Annotated in this window: 14 protein-coding genes and 2 tRNA genes; 5 read left to right on the top strand and 11 right to left on the bottom strand. The window is 61.4% G+C overall.

Annotated elements, in window-relative coordinates; translation table 11 throughout:
- The first annotated feature begins 96 nt into the window (after positions 1–96).
- Positions 97–172, top strand: a tRNA-Phe gene (locus WDB88_RS05440).
- Between the two features lie 321 nt (positions 173–493).
- On the opposite strand, the gene WDB88_RS05445 is transcribed toward WDB88_RS05440, so the two are convergent.
- From WDB88_RS05445 to WDB88_RS05485, 9 genes are all read right to left on the bottom strand, one after another.
- Entirely contained in the window at positions 494–1,417 is a 924-nt protein-coding gene (locus tag WDB88_RS05445) for a LysR substrate-binding domain-containing protein (protein ID WP_339109186.1), read from the bottom strand.
- Positions 1,418–1,529: 112 nt separating this feature from the next.
- Positions 1,530–3,119: an alkyl hydroperoxide reductase subunit F gene (gene ahpF, locus WDB88_RS05450; RefSeq protein WP_339109187.1), complete on the bottom strand. Its 1,590-nt coding sequence runs from the start codon at positions 3,117–3,119 to the stop codon at positions 1,530–1,532.
- 134 nt (positions 3,120–3,253) lie between these two features.
- Entirely contained in the window at positions 3,254–3,817 is a 564-nt protein-coding gene (ahpC, locus tag WDB88_RS05455; protein ID WP_339109188.1) for an alkyl hydroperoxide reductase subunit C, read from the bottom strand.
- A gap of 114 nt (positions 3,818–3,931) precedes the next feature.
- On the bottom strand, positions 3,932–5,182 hold the full coding sequence (locus tag WDB88_RS05460) for an amidase family protein (protein ID WP_339109189.1): 1,251 nt from the start codon (positions 5,180–5,182) through the stop codon (positions 3,932–3,934).
- Positions 5,183–5,405: 223 nt separating this feature from the next.
- A complete protein-coding gene (locus WDB88_RS05465; protein ID WP_339109190.1) occupies positions 5,406–7,052 on the bottom strand; it encodes a BCCT family transporter in 1,647 nt (548 codons plus the stop codon).
- A gap of 159 nt (positions 7,053–7,211) precedes the next feature.
- Positions 7,212–8,243 (bottom strand): HlyD family secretion protein, encoded by a 1,032-nt coding sequence (locus WDB88_RS05470; protein ID WP_339109191.1) that lies wholly within the window; start codon positions 8,241–8,243, stop codon positions 7,212–7,214.
- 7 nt (positions 8,244–8,250) lie between these two features.
- Positions 8,251–9,903, bottom strand: a complete 1,653-nt coding sequence (locus WDB88_RS05475; RefSeq protein WP_339109192.1) for an MFS transporter — start codon at positions 9,901–9,903, stop codon at positions 8,251–8,253.
- Positions 9,896–10,339: a MarR family transcriptional regulator gene (locus WDB88_RS05480; RefSeq protein ID WP_339109193.1), complete on the bottom strand. Its 444-nt coding sequence runs from the start codon at positions 10,337–10,339 to the stop codon at positions 9,896–9,898. Before WDB88_RS05480 ends, WDB88_RS05475 begins: the two co-directional genes overlap by 8 nt.
- A 151-nt stretch (positions 10,340–10,490) precedes the next feature.
- The gene (locus tag WDB88_RS05485; protein ID WP_339109194.1) at positions 10,491–11,732 is read right to left on the bottom strand and encodes an Hsp70 family protein; all 1,242 of its coding nucleotides are present in this window, start codon (positions 11,730–11,732) and stop codon (positions 10,491–10,493) included.
- A gap of 173 nt (positions 11,733–11,905) precedes the next feature.
- On the opposite strand from WDB88_RS05485, the gene WDB88_RS05490 reads away from it, so the two are divergent.
- Positions 11,906–11,979 (top strand) — tRNA-Gly (locus tag WDB88_RS05490).
- A gap of 137 nt (positions 11,980–12,116) precedes the next feature.
- Here WDB88_RS05490 and rlmF read toward each other — a convergent pair.
- Both rlmF and WDB88_RS05500 read right to left on the bottom strand, forming a co-directional pair.
- A complete protein-coding gene (gene rlmF, locus WDB88_RS05495) occupies positions 12,117–13,022 on the bottom strand; it encodes a 23S rRNA (adenine(1618)-N(6))-methyltransferase RlmF (RefSeq protein ID WP_339109195.1) in 906 nt (301 codons plus the stop codon).
- A 258-nt stretch (positions 13,023–13,280) separates the two neighbouring features.
- Complete coding sequence (locus WDB88_RS05500; protein WP_339109196.1) at positions 13,281–13,430, bottom strand: hemin uptake protein HemP; 150 nt, start codon at positions 13,428–13,430, stop codon at positions 13,281–13,283.
- Positions 13,431–13,764: 334 nt separating this feature from the next.
- On the opposite strand from WDB88_RS05500, the gene WDB88_RS05505 reads away from it, so the two are divergent.
- From WDB88_RS05505 to WDB88_RS05515, 3 genes are read left to right on the top strand one after another with little or no spacing between them, the layout of a single operon-like run.
- Positions 13,765–15,117 (top strand): ATP-binding protein, encoded by a 1,353-nt coding sequence (locus tag WDB88_RS05505; protein ID WP_339109479.1) that lies wholly within the window; start codon positions 13,765–13,767, stop codon positions 15,115–15,117.
- Positions 15,117–16,136 carry a HupU protein gene (locus tag WDB88_RS05510; protein WP_339109197.1) on the top strand — a complete coding sequence of 340 codons (1,020 nt, stop codon included), beginning with the start codon at positions 15,117–15,119 and terminating at the stop codon, positions 16,134–16,136. The genes WDB88_RS05505 and WDB88_RS05510 overlap by 1 nt, the downstream gene beginning before the upstream one ends.
- The gene (locus tag WDB88_RS05515; RefSeq protein ID WP_339109198.1) at positions 16,133–17,566 is read left to right on the top strand and encodes a nickel-dependent hydrogenase large subunit; all 1,434 of its coding nucleotides are present in this window, start codon (positions 16,133–16,135) and stop codon (positions 17,564–17,566) included. Before WDB88_RS05510 ends, WDB88_RS05515 begins: the two co-directional genes overlap by 4 nt.
- Positions 17,567–17,639 lie beyond the last annotated feature (73 nt).

The raw sequence follows: 17,639 nt of genomic DNA on the forward strand, positions 1-17,639 counted from the left end.
AATTTGAAAAAACTTCAAATTCCCTCTGGACACCACCCCCGAGCTTCTCTAAATACCGCCCTACCGAAGCAGAGGGCAGCGCCCGAAGCCGAAAGTGCCCGGATAGCTCAGTTGGTAGAGCAGCGGATTGAAAATCCGCGTGTCGGTGGTTCGAATCCGCCTCCGGGCACCACGTTTTCACCCTGAAATTGTTGGATGCTCTGTTCTGTAAGGCCTGATGCTTTATCGGGGCTGGCAGTGCTGGTCCTGCGCTCGATCGCTTCTTGATAGGCCTGAATCGTTGCGCTGCTGCGTTTGGCGAGCGCCAAGGCGGTTTGACCGAGGCATTGATCGCGGCCGTTTGTCGGGCGCTCTTGAGTGTCAATGCGTGGACGTTGATCCAGAATTGGAGATGTCGGGCGCAGAGGGCGATCATGCGCGGCGCCGGCATTTCGGAAGGTTCCGGCAAAACGGTCTTGAGAGGTCAGCTTTGCACGGCGTTTGATATCGCTGTTTATGTGGTGCTTTTGCTTTGCTGGCCAAGCCGTGTCTTGGCGACCTGTGCGGTGATCTTCGCGATCTGGCGGAGAAGCGGTACCATATAGGAGCTGCGCCGCCAGATCATACCGATCTGCCGTCCCGGTTCGGGGGTGTCGGCGAGGGGGATCAGGCTCATGACGGCGCTGGCGGCCATCGGGCCTTCGGTGGCGAGCTTGGGCAGCAGTGTAATTCCCATGCCCGCTGCCACCATCTGGCGCAGGGTCTCGAGGCTGGTGGCGCGGAAGCCTTCGATCTCGTCAAGGCCCCAGCGGTTGCACAGGCTGACCGCCTGATCGCGCAGGCAGTGGCCATCTTCCAGCAGCATCATTTCCTCGGCCCCCAGATCGGCGAGATATAGCGGCCCGCTATGCGCCAGCCGATGGCCTTGCGGCACAGCCAGCAGGAAGGGTTCCTCGAAAAGTGGCTGGGTCTGGAGGGTCGGATCCTCGATCGGCAGTGCCAGAAGGGCGGCATCCAGATCACCACTGCGCAATAGCCCCAGAAGCGTTTCGCTTTTCTCTTCAAAGAGCTGCAACTGCAGCTTGGGGAATTTGCGCGCGATTTCGGGCAGCAGGGCCGGAAGAAGATAGGGGCCAAGCGTCGGGAATGCCCCAAGCCGCAGGCGGCCCGTATCGGGGGCGCGGTTGCGTTCGGCGATGGCGCGGATATCGCGGGCCTCGTCCAGCATCTTCTGCGCACGGGCCACGATTTCCTCGCCCACCGAGGTCAGCAACACCTGCCGTTTGCTCCGCTCGATCAACTGGACGCCAAGGCTTTCTTCGAGCTTGCGCAGCTGGGTCGAGAGAGTGGGCTGGCTGACATTGCACATCTCTGCCGCACGACGGAAATTCCGCAGGCGGGCCAGTTCGACCAGATATTGGAGTTCGCGCAATGTCATGGGCAAAGACCTGTGACATTTACCGGCGCAAGTAAAGAGGCCAGAACAAGGCGCATAAAAAACCGCGGTCCTGACGGGCAGAACCGCGGCCTTTACCGTGAGTGGTGCACGATTACGCGGCGACCTCTTCTTTTTTCGCGGCGGTTTCTGCCGGAACAGACGTGCGGATCAGGTGGTCGAAGGCGCCCAAGGCCGCCGTTGCCCCGAGCCCCATCGCAATGACGATCTGCTTATAGGGCGTGGTGGTGCAGTCACCGGCAGCAAAGACGCCATCCATCGAGGTTGCGCCATGCGCATCGATGATAATCTCGCCACGCGGGCTCAGATCGACGGTGCCTTTGAGGAAGTCGGTATTCGGCAGCAGGCCGATCTGCACGAAGATGCCTTCGAGCGCGACATGGTGGTCCTCGCCGGTGGTGCGGTCGCGATAGGCCAGACCGTTCACTTTGGTGCCGTCGCCGGTGACTTCGGTGGTTAGGGCGTTCATGATGATCGTGACATTCGGCAGGCTGCGCAGTTTGTCCTGCAGCACCTGATCGGCACGCAGCTTGGTGTCGAACTCGATCAGCGTCACATGCGCCACGATGCCCGCAAGGTCGATTGCCGCCTCGACGCCCGAATTGCCGCCGCCGATCACCGCCGTGCGCTTGCCCTTGAACAGCGGGCCGTCACAATGGGGGCAATAGGCCACGCCCTTGTTTTTGTATTCGTTCTCGCCGGGCACATTCATCTGGCGCCAGCGGGCACCGGTCGAGAGGATCACCGATTTGGACTTCAGAACGGCGCCGCTTTCCAGCGTGACCTCAACCAGATCCCCCTTGCGGGCAAGGCCGGTTGCGGTTTGCAGGTTCATGATGTCCACGTCATATTCCTTGACGTGCTGTTCCAGCGCCGTGGCCAGTTTCGGGCCTTCGGTATGCGGCACCGAAATCAGGTTCTCGATGGACATGGTATCCAGCACCTGACCGCCGAAACGCTGGGCGGCCACACCGGTGCGGATACCTTTGCGGGCGGCATAGACGGCGGCAGCGGCACCGGCGGGGCCACCACCGACCACGAGCACGTCGAACGCGTCCTTGGCATTGATCCTGGCGGCGGCCTTGTCTGCCGATCCGGTATCGATTTTCGCGACGATCTCGCCCAGTTCCATCCGGCCCTGTCCGAAGACCTCGCCGTTCAGGTAGACGGTCGGCACGCTCATCACCTCGCGGGCGTTGACCTCGTCCTGAAAGTCCGAACCGTCAATGGCCACATGTTTTACATTGGGGTTCAGCACGGCCATCAGGTTCAGCGCCTGCACCACATCGGGGCAGTTCTGGCAGCTTTGCGAGAAATAGGTTTCGAAGGTGAACTGGCCGTCGATCTCTTTGATCTGGTCGATCAGCTCCTGTTCGACTTTCGGCGGATAGCCCCCCACCTGCAAAAGCGCCAGCACCAGCGAGGTGAATTCATGGCCCATCGGCAGGCCTGCGAAAGTCAGCGAAATATCGACCCCCGGCGAGGTCAGGCTGAAGGAGGGCTTGCGGGTATCGGTGCCATCAACGGCGACCGACACTTTGTCATTGAGTTCCGCGATCTCGGTCAGCAGCTCGACCATTTCGGCAGAGCGGGCCGTGTCATTGGTCGAGGCGGTCAGAACGACCGGACGCACCAGCCGTTCGAGATAGGCGGAAAGTTGGGTCTTGAGCGTGCTGTCGAGCATGGGAGAACTCCGAATGTCTGGGGGAGGACCAAAACGTGCGCTCTGCGTCCTTGCGGCGCAGTGATCGGCATCGAGCTTTGGCGGGGGAACCTCTGCGCAAGGAGCGCAGAGGCGATGTTCGTGATCCTGACGGATCAGATTTTGCCGACGAGTTCGAGCGACGGTGCGAGGGTTTTCTCGCCTTCTTTCCATTTAGCGGGGCAGACTTCGCCCGGATGCGCGCGCACATATTGTGCAGCCTTGATCTTGCGCACGAGGTCGGAGGCATCACGGCCGATCCCTTCTGCGGTGATTTCCATCGCCTGGATCACACCATCGGGGTCCACGATGAAGGTGCCACGATCTGCCAGACCTTCATCTTCGCGCATCACTTCGAAATTGCGGGTGATCGCGCCGGTCGGGTCGCCGATCATCGCATATTGGATCTTCACGATGGTATCGGAGGATTCGTGCCATGCTTTATGGGTGAAGTGGGTGTCGGTCGAGACCGAGAACACTTCCACGCCCATTTTCTGCAGCTCGGCATAATGGTCGGCCACGTCGCCCAGTTCGGTCGGGCAAACGAAGGTGAAATCGGCAGGGTAGAAGAAGAACACTGCCCATTTGCCCGCGATATCGGCGTCGGTCACGTCGATGAATTTGCCTTGCTTGAAGGCTTTGGCGGCGAACGGTTTGATCTTGGTATTGATGAGAGCCATTGTCGTGTCCTCGTCTTTCGGTTTGGGAGGCCGGTTCTTTACGATCCGGTTCGGGATTTAACCCTTGGACGCACATTGTCACGTTCCGCAGATTATATGAAATTGATTGTTCTGCTAGTTTTGATAGCTTTTATCTATCGTGCCTTCCTCCGGCACGGCGCAGGCGGCCAGCAAGGGAGCCAGCTCATGCGCGGCATGGATCAGCTTGGCATCCTCGTGCCGCGCCGCTACCAGCATCAGCCCGACGCCGGCATGGGGCAGCGGCAGGGATATCGCACAACCGTCGATCACATTGGCCAGCGACGTGTTGCGCAGCGCCAGCTGGTTGAGGCGGTTAAACGCCTCTTCGTCCTCCAGCGCCGAAAGCTGCGGCGGCAGGATCGGCGTGGTCGGCAGCACGATCGCGCGGCCCAGAAGCTCGCGCTTGGCGCTGCGGGCGATCGTTTCGCGCAAGAGCAGGCTACGGGCGTAATCGGGCGCGGTGACCTCATCGGCGCGCGCCATGCGTTTTGTGACACGTGAATCAATACGGTCGTGGTGTTCGGCATATTCGCTTGCGTGATGGAGCCGCGATTCGACCGCCGAGAAATGCCAGATCTCGAGCTGGCGATAGAGGTCGAGGAACGGTAGGTCCATTTCGATGATGCGGTAGCCCGCCTCCGTCAGCACCTCCCGCGCATTCTCGAAGGCCTCTGCCACCTGCGGGTCCAGCGCATCGCGGCCAAAGCTGCGCGGCAGGATCAGCTCTTGCGGCAGTTCGGCCTCGTCATAGGGGGCATCGCGCAGCACTTCCATCGCGGCATGGAGGGTCAGCGCATCGCGTGCCATTACCCCAACGCTATCCAGTGTATGTGACAGCGCTACGGCACCGTCGCGGGGCACATCGTCAGCGGTGGGTTTGAAGCCGATAATCCCGCAAAACGCCGCAGGAATGCGCAGCGAGCCGCCCGTATCGGTGCCAAGCGCGATATCGGCCACGCCACGCGCCACAGCGGACGCCCCGCCCGAGGTCGACCCTCCGGCAATCGCACCCGCGATCAACGGTGTCAAAGGGGTGCCGTAATGCGGGTTCTGTCCGAGGCCGGAATAGGCGAATTCCGTCATATTGGTGTGGCCGACAAGCCCCGCGCCTGCCGCACGCATTCGCGCGACGGCAAGGGCATCTTTTGTCGCCAGCGGGCGGGTGTCACGAGCTTTGGAACCCGCGCGGGTCTGGTAGCCTTGCACATCAAAGAGGTCCTTGACCGCCACGGTCAGACCGTCCAGCGGCCCGTCCGATGGCCCGGGCACGGGGCCTGTGAAGACCTGAGTGAAATCGGGCGCTTTGGCACGGGCGCGGGCGAGGGTCAGCGGATCGGAGGTCATAGCGGCACTTTCGGCTGTCGGCAGAGTTGATCGGTGCGGACCGGATCTGCCAGAGAAATCTGCCCCGATTTGTGAGCCAGCTTTCCTGTGAAGTCCAGCCCTCCCGCCTTGTGCACAGACAGGCCCGAGTAAGAGGTGGCCCGAGTAAGAGGCGGCCCGAATAAAGCATGGCCGAGCGCAGAAAGGTCAAAGGGCAGGTCTGCGGACCTGCCCCTTGCGTCGGTCAGTCTTTTGCCGGTGCCATCTCGGGCGGTGGGGTCGGGTCCGCGCCATAAAGATCGCCGGGCAGTTCGGGCGGCATGGCATGGTCGGCCTCGTCGTCATTGCGATAGATCTGGTTGTGGCGGTAGATCATCAGCGTGTCCCAACGCAGCGCCTTCAGAAGCCCGATCAGGATCAGGAAGCACACCACCGCGAAGGGGAAGCCCGCGACCACGGCCGCCGCCTGTAGCGCGTTCAGCCCGCCCGCGATCAGGAGCACCGCCGCCACGCAGCCTTCGGTCACGGCCCAGAAGATCCGCTGGATCTTGGGCGGGTTCGGGTCGCCGCCTGCGGTCAGCATGTCGATCACGAAGGAGCCCGAATCCGAGGAGGTGACGAACCACATCACGATCAGGATCATCGCGAAACCGGAGGTGAGGTTCGACATCGGGAAATAGTCCAGAAGGGCGAACATGGCCTGCCCGTAAGCCTGTCTGGTGGCCTCGACCAGCGTGTTATCCCCGCCCAGCGAGATATTCAGCGCGGTGCCGCCAAAGGCGCAGAACCAGAAGAACATGATCGAGCTTGGCAGCAGCATCACCCCCAGCACGAATTCGCGGATGGTGCGCCCGCGCGAGATCCGTGCGATGAAAACCCCCACGAAGGGCGACCAGCTGACCCACCACGCCCAGTAGAAGATCGTCCAGCTGTTCTGCCATGTGCTTTTTTCATTATAGGCTTCGGTCCACGTGGCCCAGCTGATGAAGTGCGAGATGTAATCGCCATAGCTCTGCACATAGAGATCGAAGATGAAGATGGTGGGGCCGACGATCAGCATGAACAGCAAGAAGACCATCGAGAGGCCGATATTGAGGTTCGAGAGCCGTTTGATCCCCGCATCAAGCCCCGCCACGACCGAGATGGTCGCCGCGAGCGTGATCAGGGCGATGATGATGACCTGTGTCAGGATCGACTGTTCCCAGCCGAACAGATCGCCCAGACCCGAATTGATCTGCATTGCCCCGAGGCCCAGCGAGGTCACGATGCCGAACATGGTGCCGAAAACGGCAAGGATATCCACCGCATCGCCCCATTTGCCGAAGATGCGCTCGCCCAGAATGGGATAGAGCGCCGAGCGGATGGTCAGCGGCAGCCCCTTGCGGAAATGGAAATAGGCCAGTGCAAGCCCGATCACGGCATAAATCGCCCAGCCGTGGATGCCCCAATGCAGGAACGAGATGACCATCGCCTGTTTGGCGGCCTCTTCGGTTTCGGGCGTGCCGACCGGCGGTGCGAAATAGTGGTAAAGCGGCTCTGCAACCCCCCAGTAGATCAGCCCGATGCCGATGCCTGCCGAAAACAGCATGGCGGTCCAGCTGAACAGCCCGTAGGCAGGTTTTTCATTCATCCGTCCAAGCCGGATATCGCCGAAGCGTCCAAACGCCAGATAGATCGCGGCGATGACGAAGAGATTCATCTCGATAATGATCGCCCAGCCGAGATTGGTGGCGAACCATGTCTGCAAACCGCCGAAAAGGGCATTTGCCTGATCGTTAAACAGCGCGCCATAGATGATGAAGCCGACGATCAGAATCGCCGAGACCGAAAAGACGCGTTTATGAACCTTTGGAAAGAACAGCAGGCGTTCCTGCTGGAGATTATCTGCCATATCTGGCCTGTCCCTTTGTTTTCGCTTGTTGTTTTGGCGTGTCTGCGCGCCGCTCGGGACGCGGCGCTCCAGACAGGGCAACAAACGGGGGCAGGTTGGGTTCCGCAAAAAGCTCACAAACCCTCACCGCCATGTGAGGGTGCGGCGTGGCGGGCGGTCTTACTCGCGGGAGATATCGACCACCACCGACAGACCGGGCACCAGCTTTTCGGCCCCGTCCTGTCCCGCATCAATCGTGATCCGCACGGGCACGCGTTGGGCGATCTTGGTGAAATTGCCGGTGGCGTTCGAGCTTGAAAGGACCGAGAATTCCGATCCGGTGGCGGGCGAGAACCCTTCCAGATGGCCAGTAAAGGCTTTGCCGCCAAGCGCATCGACCGTGAAACGCACCGGCTGCCCCAGCGCCATGCCCTGCAGCTTGGTTTCCTTGAAATTGGCAATGACCCAGACATCCGTGCCCACGAGGCTCATCAACGTGGTGCCTGCCGCCACATATTGCCCGCCGCGCACCCCGATCTGGCCCAGCCGACCGTCTATCGGGGCGGTGATGGTGGTGTGTTCAAGGTTGATCCGCGCCAGTTCCAAGGCGGCTTGTGCGCTTTCGACGCTGGCTTGCAGGGTCTGGGTGTCCATCTTGACCGATTTCAGATCCTCTTCCGCAACATGGCGGGCGGCAATGGCCTCTTCCAGCGAGGCTTTGGCCTGTTGCAGGGCAAGCTGCGCGTCATCGGCATCCGATTGCGAGAGGTAGCTCTTGTCTTTCAGGCGCGAGGCGCGCTGCCATTCGCGCTCGGTGGTGGCCACCGAGGCCTGCGCGGAATCCTGCGAGGCCTTGCGGGATTCAATCGTGGCCTCGGCCGAACGGATGTCTTGGGTGTTGTTGGCCAGCGCGGCTTTGGCGGAATCCAGATTGGCCTGCGCCTGATTGAGGGCCTGCACATATTGCCGGTCATCGATCTTGGCCAGCACATCGCCTTTTTTCACCACCTGGAAATCCTGCACCGGAACGTCGGTGATGAAGCCCGAAAGCTGCGGGGCGATCGAGGTCAGGCGACCGCGGATATAGGCATCATTCGTCTGTGCGACAGAACTGCGGAAGGGGGGGATCTGCCATGCATAGAGGATGATCGACAGGCCGATCAGTCCGAAAGCAAGAGCGATAAGCGAGGGAAGGTAACGTTTTACGGACATTGGGGACTCATGCGGTTTGCGTCTGGAGACGCTCTTGGCGTTTGGTCCAGAGATAGTGGAGGATCAGGCAGGCCAGCGTGGCCAGAGCCAGATAATTGAGGGCGCGGAATGCATCGGCATAGGCCAGCACACTGGCTTGCACGCTGACACTGTTGGACAGGGCCGTCAGGGCCTCGGCCTTGATGATGGTGGGGTCCGCCGAGGTGGTGGCGTAAAGGGCCTTGAGCTGGGTCATCGTGCTGGTGACGATGGGGGCACCATCCCTCAGTTGCTCGTTCAGCAGTTGCGTATGCAGATTGGTGCGCAGCTGGACCATCGAGCGGAAGACCCCCGATCCGATCACCGCGCCAAGGCTCTGGCTGGCCAGAAAGACGGCAATGAAACTGAGCAGGTAGTTCGGGCTGCGCTTGAAGGCGCTCATCACCCCGTTGGCCATAGCCGTCGGCAGGAAGATCGTCGAGGCAAAGCCCAGCATGGCCTGACTGAGGAAGAACTGCTGCGGGCCGTATTGTGCTGTCACACGTGTATCCATTGCCAGCCCGACCGCCATCATCGCCAGCGCGGCCATGTGCATTTCGGGCATGCGCTCCATCTTGAAGGTCAGGGCGCAGACGATCCCCCCCGAGATGGTGGCGATGGTCACGATCAGGAACAGAAGCTGCTCTTGGTCATTGCTGTAGCCCAGCGTGTTCAAAAGGCGTGGAATGCCAACGGTCTGTTCGCTCAGCAGCATCCGCATCAGAAACAGTGCCGCAGCAAGCCGCAGGATCGGCCAGGAGGCCAGCCAGCGCAGATCGATCAGCGGGCGCTCGCGTTTGAGCTCTATCGCCACGAAGGCGGTGAGGCAGGTGACAGCCAGCGCGGCGACGCCGCCCAGCCATGTCGCATCGGTCCACCATACGGTGGTGCCCCAGAAAAACAGCACCACGATCGACCCGAAGCCGATGGCCAGCAACCCGAAGGTCAGCACATCCATCACCGAAATAACCGGTGCGCGCGGCATGGGGGACAGCGGCAGGATGTAGATCAGCGCGATCATCAGCAGCGAAAGTCCGAATTCCATCTGCCGGAGCGAGAGGAAGTTGAAATGGTGATAGAGGCTGGGCGAAATTGCATAGGCCAGCGGAGTGCCGACCAGAATGAAGGTCATGACCAGTGGCAGGCCCAAGGTGGTTTTCTTGGGCAGGGGCATGATCTCCAGCATGTAGAGCACCGCAACCGAGGCCAGCGGGGCCGAGGCGCAGCCTGCGAAGAATTCGACCACGATGGCGCTATGTAACCCGTCCACCCAGAGGGTCGCGAAGTTGATCAGCGCAAAACAGGCCACCGATAGAATGGCGAAATTGCGCAGGCCGTATTGGGTGCGCAGTTTGACCAGCATCAGCGACAGCGAGGCGCGGGGGATCATATAGGCCGCCGTCAGCCATAGGGCCTCGGTCTGGCTGGCTCCGAGGTCACCGGCAATGCGTTGCGAATTGGCCGTTACAAACCCCTGGCTGAGCGACATGGCGATGGCCACGCAGATGGACGCCGTCACATATCCCAGAACATGCAGGCGCGGCTTCGGCTCGAAGGGCGGCGGCGGGCGCTGCTCTTTGGGCGAGGGGTCGCGCGGGTTCGGGTTCACACCCGGGATATGTAGATGCGGTGTCTCAGACATTTTTTGCCATATCGTCCAGATTGACGTGCAGACGTTGCACCAGCTCGTAAAGCTGGGCGAATTCCTCGTCGGACAGGTTGTGGAACAGGTCGTGCCGCAGCGTATTCGTGTATTGCAGGATATCGGCGGCCTTATCTTTCGACAGATCGGTCAGGAACACGCGCCGCACACGCCGGTCGCCCTCGACAGCGCGTCGTTCGATGAAACCGGTCTGTTCCAGACTGTCCAGCGTGCGGTTCAGGGTCGGGGTTTCGATGCGCAGGGCCTCGGCAAGCTCGGTCTGGCTGCTGCCCTCATTGCGGGCGATTTGTAGCAATGCTTGTGCGCGGGCAAAGGTCAGACCCAACGCGCTGGCACGGGCGTCAAAGGCCTTACGCAAGCGGCGGTTTAAAAAAACCATACTGTTCAAGACCATACGGTCATCAAGGCGGGTCATGGCGCTCCTCTGGGTTAGCACTCTAACTATTAGCAAGCTTATTTAAGGAAGGTGTATATCTTTTGCGTGTTTTTCCAATGCCAAACTTCGGGAAAAACGGTGCACTTATGCAGACGCATTGCGCGCGCAAGGCACAATGCTGCAAAAATGGTCAGGGTGTGAAATTGGCCGTGGCCAGCGCCAGCCCGTCGATCACGGCAGTGAACGCTTCGGCCTTGCGTAATTGGGCGTTGGGGCAGATCGATTGTGCCTCTTCGGCGACAAGCGCCATCAGGCTGGAGCCGCCTACCAGCACCACCGCATCCAGCATTTGCGGGGCCAGTTGTGCCTGCATCAGCGTCTGGTAGATTGCATTGCGCAGTGCTTCCTGATGCTGGCTGAGCGCGGCGTTGAGCATGCCACGGGTCAGGCGGACCTCGAGCTTGGGTTCGATCATGCCCATTCGGATGGCGGCCTGTGCGGCGTTCGAATTTGCCGCGATCTTGCCGCTTTCAACGGCAAAGGCCAGTTCATGGCCAAGCTGTTCGTCCACCACCCGCGCCAGACGCCCGATGCGCAGCGGGTCCAGCGCGTTGCGCGCCATATCGGCCACGAGGCGACGGGTTTCCGGCGTGTAGACAAAGGGGATCTTTTCCCAGCGCGACAGATCGACATAGATCCCGCGCGGTACGGGCAGGGTGCCGTCGCCCATCTCGCGTTTCAACGTGCCGCCCAGACCGAGTTCGGGCATCGCGCGGGCCAGCGAAAGCGCATGGTCGAAATCGGTGCCGCCCAGCCGGATGCCGTGGCTGGCGAGGATGCGGATCTCTTTTCCCTCGCGACGGTAGACCGAGAAATCCGAGGTGCCGCCGCCGATATCGATGATCAGTCCGGTCTCGCTGGCGCGTTCGGAATGGCCTGCCGCCAAGGCGGCCGCTTCGGGCTCGGGCAGGAACCGCACCGTCTCGAAACCCGCCGCCAGATAGCAGGCGCGCAGATCGGCTTCGGCGCGGGCATGGCGTTGGGGGTCGTCGTGGAAGGCCACGGGGCGGCCCGAGAGAACCTCGGTGAAACGCACCCCCGTCTGGGCTTCTGCCTCCTCGCGCAGGCGGATCAGGAAAATCGTGATGATCTGGGCAAGGCTTTGCCGTTTGCGGCCAATGCGCCGTTCCTCGTGCAGAAGCTCCGTGCCCAGAACGCTTTTGAGCGCCCGCATATAGCGTCCGGCATCGCCTTCGATCAGTGCCTCGCCTGCCGCGCGCCCGATCCGCATCTCGCTGCCGTCTTCGGGAAAGAACACCGCCGTGGGCAGGGTGTCCTGCCCGTCTTCCACGGTCAGGCGGCGGATGCCGTCAGTCTCCAAGACGGCAAGGGCGCTATTGGAGGTTCCGAAGTCGATGGCAAGGCAGGGCATGGGCGTCTCTTTCAGGCAGGTGCGCGCCACTGTTCAAAGCGGCGGAACATGCCAGCTAATGAGTTCATCGCGCTCTGGCAAGAGGCCGCGAGAGAGATGCAAAACTTCCCCCGACGCAGATCGGAAAGGGGCTTGCATCGCGGCTGTCGCTTCTATATCCACTCTCCCACTACGCGGGCGTTGTGTAGTGGTAAGACCTTAGCCTTCCAAGCTAATGACGCGGGTTCGATTCCCGCCGCCCGCTCCAAACTCCCCGACATCATCCTGTATCTGCAAACGGTTGCGACTGTTTCGTCCCGTGCTCAACCGGGCCGTGGGTCACATGTGTATAGCGTCATCCGGTCAGGCCGGATCGGTGGGGGCCGCAGGGCGCGTGGGGCTCCGTTACAGGCTGCGCTGTCTTTCGGGGTAGTAGGTCCAGGCAAGAAAACGGCTGGTTTTCTGCCCCTGTGCCATGTCAACGGTCCGGTATTCGGCGACTTTTGCCCGTTTCAACAGCCGGTATAGCGGATCGAGATTGTCTTTTTTCGAGACCAGACAGCTGAACCACAAACATTGCTCGGCGACATCCATGCTTTGTTCGATCATGGTCGCGATGAAGCCGATTTCGCCACCGGGGCACCACAGCTCGGCATTCTGTCCACCGAAATTGAGTTGCGTGGAAGGCGTCTTGCCAAGGTTGCGCCATTTGCGTCGGGTGCCTTTTTGCGCCTGTTCGGGCGAGGCATGGAAGGGCGGGTTGCATAAGGTGACATGGAACAGGTCATCGGGCGTGATCACCCCTTTGAAGATATCCTCGCGCCGGGGCTGGTATCTGAGCGTGATGTCAAGCGCGTTGGCGCGGCAGATATCCTGCGCCGACCGGATCGCTTCGGGGTCGATATCGACGCCGGTGAAGCTCCAGCCATATTCGCTTTGACCTGTCAGCGGATAGACCAGATTCGCGCCGGTGCCGATATCCAGTGCCCTGATCTGCGGGCCGCGCGGAATGGCGCGGTGGTTACTTTCTGCCAGAAGATCGGCCAGATAATGGATGTAATCGACCCGTCCGGGAATCGGTGGGCAGAGATAGCGGGCCGGAATATCCCAGAACCCGATGCCGTAATGGGTCTTCAGAAGCGCACGGTTCAGCATCCGGACAGCCGCGGCTTCCTTGAAATCTATTGTCGTCCCGCCCAGAGGATTTTTCAGGGTGAAGGCCTCAAGCTCGGGGGTCTGCGCCACCAGACGCGCAAAATCATACCCTTCCCGATGCTGGTTTCGGGGATGCAACATGGGTTTGGTCGTCACGGGAAAGCTTCCATTCAGGGGGGGCGGGCGATGCGGGCAGTCTAAAGGGTCATGCGCGGCGACGGAATACCCGAACCGGATTTAGCGCCCTATGGCTTTGGGCCGGACTGGAAGGCGGGGGCGGTGGCTGCGTGTGACACAGGTGGGCGCGGCCTGTTCCGAAGCCTCCGGCCTGTGGGGCACAAAAAAGGGAGCGGCTCGTGAGGCGCTCCCTTGGGATAATGATAAAAATGAAATCTGGACCCTGCGGAATACGCTTCACTTGGTCAGGATCAGCTTGCCGGCGCGGGTGATGCGCAGCGTATAGACCTGACCGTTGAGAAGGATATTGGCCTGATTGCCGCCATTGGTCAGATCTTCTGCATCATGCGCGGGAAGGGCTTGGGTGAAGCTAGGGGAAATGGTCATCTGGTTCTCTCAATTCTGTCTAGCATGGTGTCGATTGCATTCGTGCGCGGGCTGAAGCCGTCGCACAGGGCTTGTACGAGGTCTGCGAGTGTAATCGGTGTGGTCGAGCCCGATTTTGCCTGTTTTGCAGGCCGGTGGGCGGGGCGTAGGCGCATATCCATCATCCTTTCGGCAAGCGGCTGGTCGAGATCAACTGGCATCGTGGGGCTTAATCTGAGTGAAAAAATCAGGTTTGTAAAGTCTGATTATTATAGTCAGGTATTATTTCTGCAAGATCCTGCCACAAAGCAATGCAGACAAAGCCGGCGCAAGCGATTAGGGTTGATATATGAGCATGGAACACGATCACACGCCCTATGACAGCCCTGCTGCTGCCCCGCCTCTGGCGGTAGAGGAGGCCGCTTGGGTCGATGTTTTGTCCGCGATGGACAAGACCTATGCGAATCTCGTCGATTATCAGGCGCAGCTGGAAGACCAGAATCATGCGCTTGAGGATATGCGCTCCTATCTGAACTCGATCATGTCTTCGGTGTCGGATGCATTGATCGTTGTCTCGCGTCAGGGGCGTGTGGAAGAGACCTCCAGCTCTGTGGCGCAGATGACCGGCTGTTCGGCGGGGGATCTGTCGGGTCTGGATATCCTCGATATTGTTGCCCCCTCCAGCCGCGACCACCTGATTGCGGCGCTTTCCGAATGCACCGACCGTCGCGCCACTGTGACCTGCGAGCTTAGCCTGAGCGGGCCGGAGGGGGAGATCTTGCTGGAGATGTCGATCAATGCGCGCTTTGACGAACGCGGGCGGCTGAGCGGGCATGTGCTGACGGGGCGGCCTGTGGGGGAATTGCGGCGCGCCTATTCCGAGCTGGCGGCCAGCCATGACGCCTTGAAATCCGCGCAATCCCTTCTGGTGCAGAATGAAAAGCTGGCCTCGCTGGGGCGGCTTCTGGCCGGTGTCGCGCATGAGCTGAACAATCCGATCAGCTTCGTCTATGCCAATACCCATGCTATGGAGCGCTATGCGACCAAATTCGAAACCTATTTCAACGAGGTGCAGGACGGTGCTTCGCGGGAAAAGCTGATGGCTCTGCGCGAGGAATTGCGGCTGGATCGCGAGGTGCGCAACCTGCGCGAAGCCATTGCCGGTGCAAGGGACGGGGCCGAGCGGGTACGGGATATTGTCGAGGATCTGCGTCGCCTGTCCTCGGATGGTTCCGGCGAGAGCGTCGCTTTCGATCTGGTGACAGTGGCGCGGACTGCGGCACATTGGGTCGCGCGCGGGTCGGATCGGGAGGTCGCCATTGTGTTTGACGGGCTGGCTGTGCTGCAGGCGATGGGGCGCGCAGGCCATATCCAGCAGATCATCATGAATCTTGTGCAGAACGCGCTGGATGCAATGGTGGCAGAGCCTGCGCCGCATCTGACGATCACGGCATCCGAAGAGGCCGGTATGGCCCGCCTTGTGATCTGCGATAACGGGCCGGGTATTTCCGAAGAGGTGGCGCGCTCGATGTTCGATCCGTTCTTCACCACCAAGGAAGTGGGGCAGGGCACGGGGCTGGGGCTGGCCATCAGCCACCGCATTGCCACCGATCATGGCGGGCGGCTATCCTATCGGGCCAATGCGGCGGGCGGGGCCTGTTTCCTGCTGGAATTGCCACAGACTAAACAGATGGGGTCCAAGGTTTAATGAATGTTCTCTGGCTGCAATCCTCGGGCTGCGGCGGTTGTACGATGTCGCTGTTATGCGCCGAAGGGCCGATCCTGTTCGACCGGCTGGCCGATGCGGGGATCAACCTGCTCTGGCATCCTTCCCTGAGCCTCGAGACAGGGGCCGAGGCCCGCGCCCTTCTGGCACGGGTCGAGGCCGGAGAGATCGCGCTTGATGTGTTATGTGTCGAGGGCGCAATCGCGCGTGGCCCGCGCGGCACGGGGCGGTTCCAGATGCTGGGCGGCACGGGCCGGTCCATGCTGGACTGGGTCAGAAGCCTTGCCGCCAAGGCGCGCCATGTGGTGGCGGTGGGCACTTGTGCCGCCTTTGGCGGGGTAACCTCTGCGGGCGAGAATCCCTCGGATGCGTGCGGGCTGCAATATGAGGGCGCGCATAGTGGCGGCATCTTTCCCGCCAGTTTCCGTGCGGCGGGTGGTTTGCCGGTGATCAATGTGGCGGGGTGTCCGACCCATCCCGATTGGGTCAGCGAGACCCTGATGCTGCTGGCGGAAGACCGGCTGGGTGCCCAGGATCTGGATGCGCTGGCGCGACCGCTTTTCTATACCCGCCATCTTGTGCATCACGGCTGTCCGAAAAACGAGTTCTACGAATACAAGGCATCGGCTGTGAAACTGTCCGATATCGGCTGCATGATGGAAAATCTGGGCTGTATCGGGACGCAGGCGATGGGGGATTGCAATATCCGCCCGTGGAACGGGTCGGGGTCGTGCACGCGCGGCAATTACCCCTGTATCAACTGCACCGCTCCCGAATTCGAGGAACCGCGTCACAGTTTTACCGAGACCCCGAAAATCGCGGGCATTCCGGTGGGGCTGCCCACCGATATGCCGAAAGCATGGTTCATGGCGCTGGCATCGCTGTCCAAGGCGGCCACCCCCGAGCGTCTGGCCCGGAATGCCGTGGCCGACCGTGTGGATGTGCCGCCAAGCCTGCGGGGCAAAACCGCGGGTGCGGCGCAGACGAAGGGGCGCAAATGACAAAGCTGGTGGTCGGGCCATTCAATCGGGTCGAAGGGGATCTGGAGGTGCGGCTGGAGATTGCAGGGGGCGCAGTCGCGCAGGCCCATGTGAATGCGCCGCTTTATCGGGGGTTCGAACGCATGCTGGTGGGCAAGGATCCGCGCGATGCGCTGACCATCACGCCGCGTATCTGCGGGATCTGTTCGATCAGCCAGTCGGCGGCTGCAGCGCGGGCCTTGGGGGCGGCAATGGGGCTTTCCCCCACGCCGCAAGGTGCGATGATGGCCGCGTTGATCCATGCGGTCGAGAATGTGTCCGACCATCTGACGCATTTCAATCTGTTCTTCATGCCCGATTTCACACGACCGGTCTATGCGGGACGGTCGTGGCATGGCCGCGCGCTACAGCGGTTTACCCCGATGGAGGGCTCGGCGCAGCGTGCCTGCGTCGCAGCCCGCGCGGAATTGATGCATATTCTGGGCCTGATGGCGGGGAAATGGCCGCATACTCTGGCACTCCAGCCGGGGGGAGTGACGCGGGCACCGGGGCCAAGCGAGCGGCTGCGGATACGTTCGGTTCTGCGCGGGTTCAGGCGCTATCTGGAAGAAGTGGTCTTTGGGGCACCGCTGGAAGAGTTTGTCGCGCTGGCGGGCCTTGGGGATCTTCTGGCGTGGCGCAGTGGCGATGCCGGACTGTTTTTCGAGATCGCCGAGACGCTCGGTCTGGCCCAGCTGGGGCAGGGGGGGGACCGGTATCTGAGCTTCGGTGCCTATCCGCTGCGTTCTGATGGGGGCGCGCCTGCTTATGGCTTTGCCGCCGGCATCTGGGAAGGGGAGGCGCGGCCGCTGGATTTGCGGGGGCTGGTGGAAGATCCGTCGCATGCGTGGATGCTGGGCGAGGCCAGGCATCCCGCATATGGCGAGACCCGTCCCGACGAGATGATGCGCGAGAGCGCCTATAGCTGGTGCAAGGCCCCGCGTCTGGACGGGCGCGTGTTTGAAACCGGCGCTTTGGCGCGGCAGGTCCTGGATGGCCATCCGCTGGCCCATGCGATGCGTGGGGCCGGTGTTCTGGGCCGGATCGGCGGGCGGTTGCTGGAGCTTGCACGGACCCAGATGCTGATGGAGCGCTGGGCCGAGGCGATTGATCCTGCAGCGCAGTTCATGCAGCAGGGCAAGATGCCGAAAGAGGGCGTGGGCGTCGGTCTGGTCGAGGCGGCGCGTGGGGCGCTCGGGCATTGGCTGCGCATCGAACGTGGTGTCATTGCCAGCTATCAGATCATTGCGCCGACGACATGGAATTTCAGCCCGCGCGATGCGCAGGGGGTGCCCGGTGCGCTGGAGGCAGCGCTGGTCGGGGCACCGGTGCAGGAGGGCGAGGAGGTGCCGGTTTCGGTGCAGCATATCGTGCGCAGTTTCGACCCCTGTATGGCCTGCACCGTGCATTGAGCATCGCAAGGGGCTCTGCCCCTCTTGGGGCCTTGGCGGCCCCAATTCACCCCGGGATATTTAGGGCAGCTGG

The organism is Thioclava sp. GXIMD4216, from assembly GCF_037949285.1.
Taxonomy (GTDB): domain Bacteria; phylum Pseudomonadota; class Alphaproteobacteria; order Rhodobacterales; family Rhodobacteraceae; genus Thioclava; species Thioclava litoralis.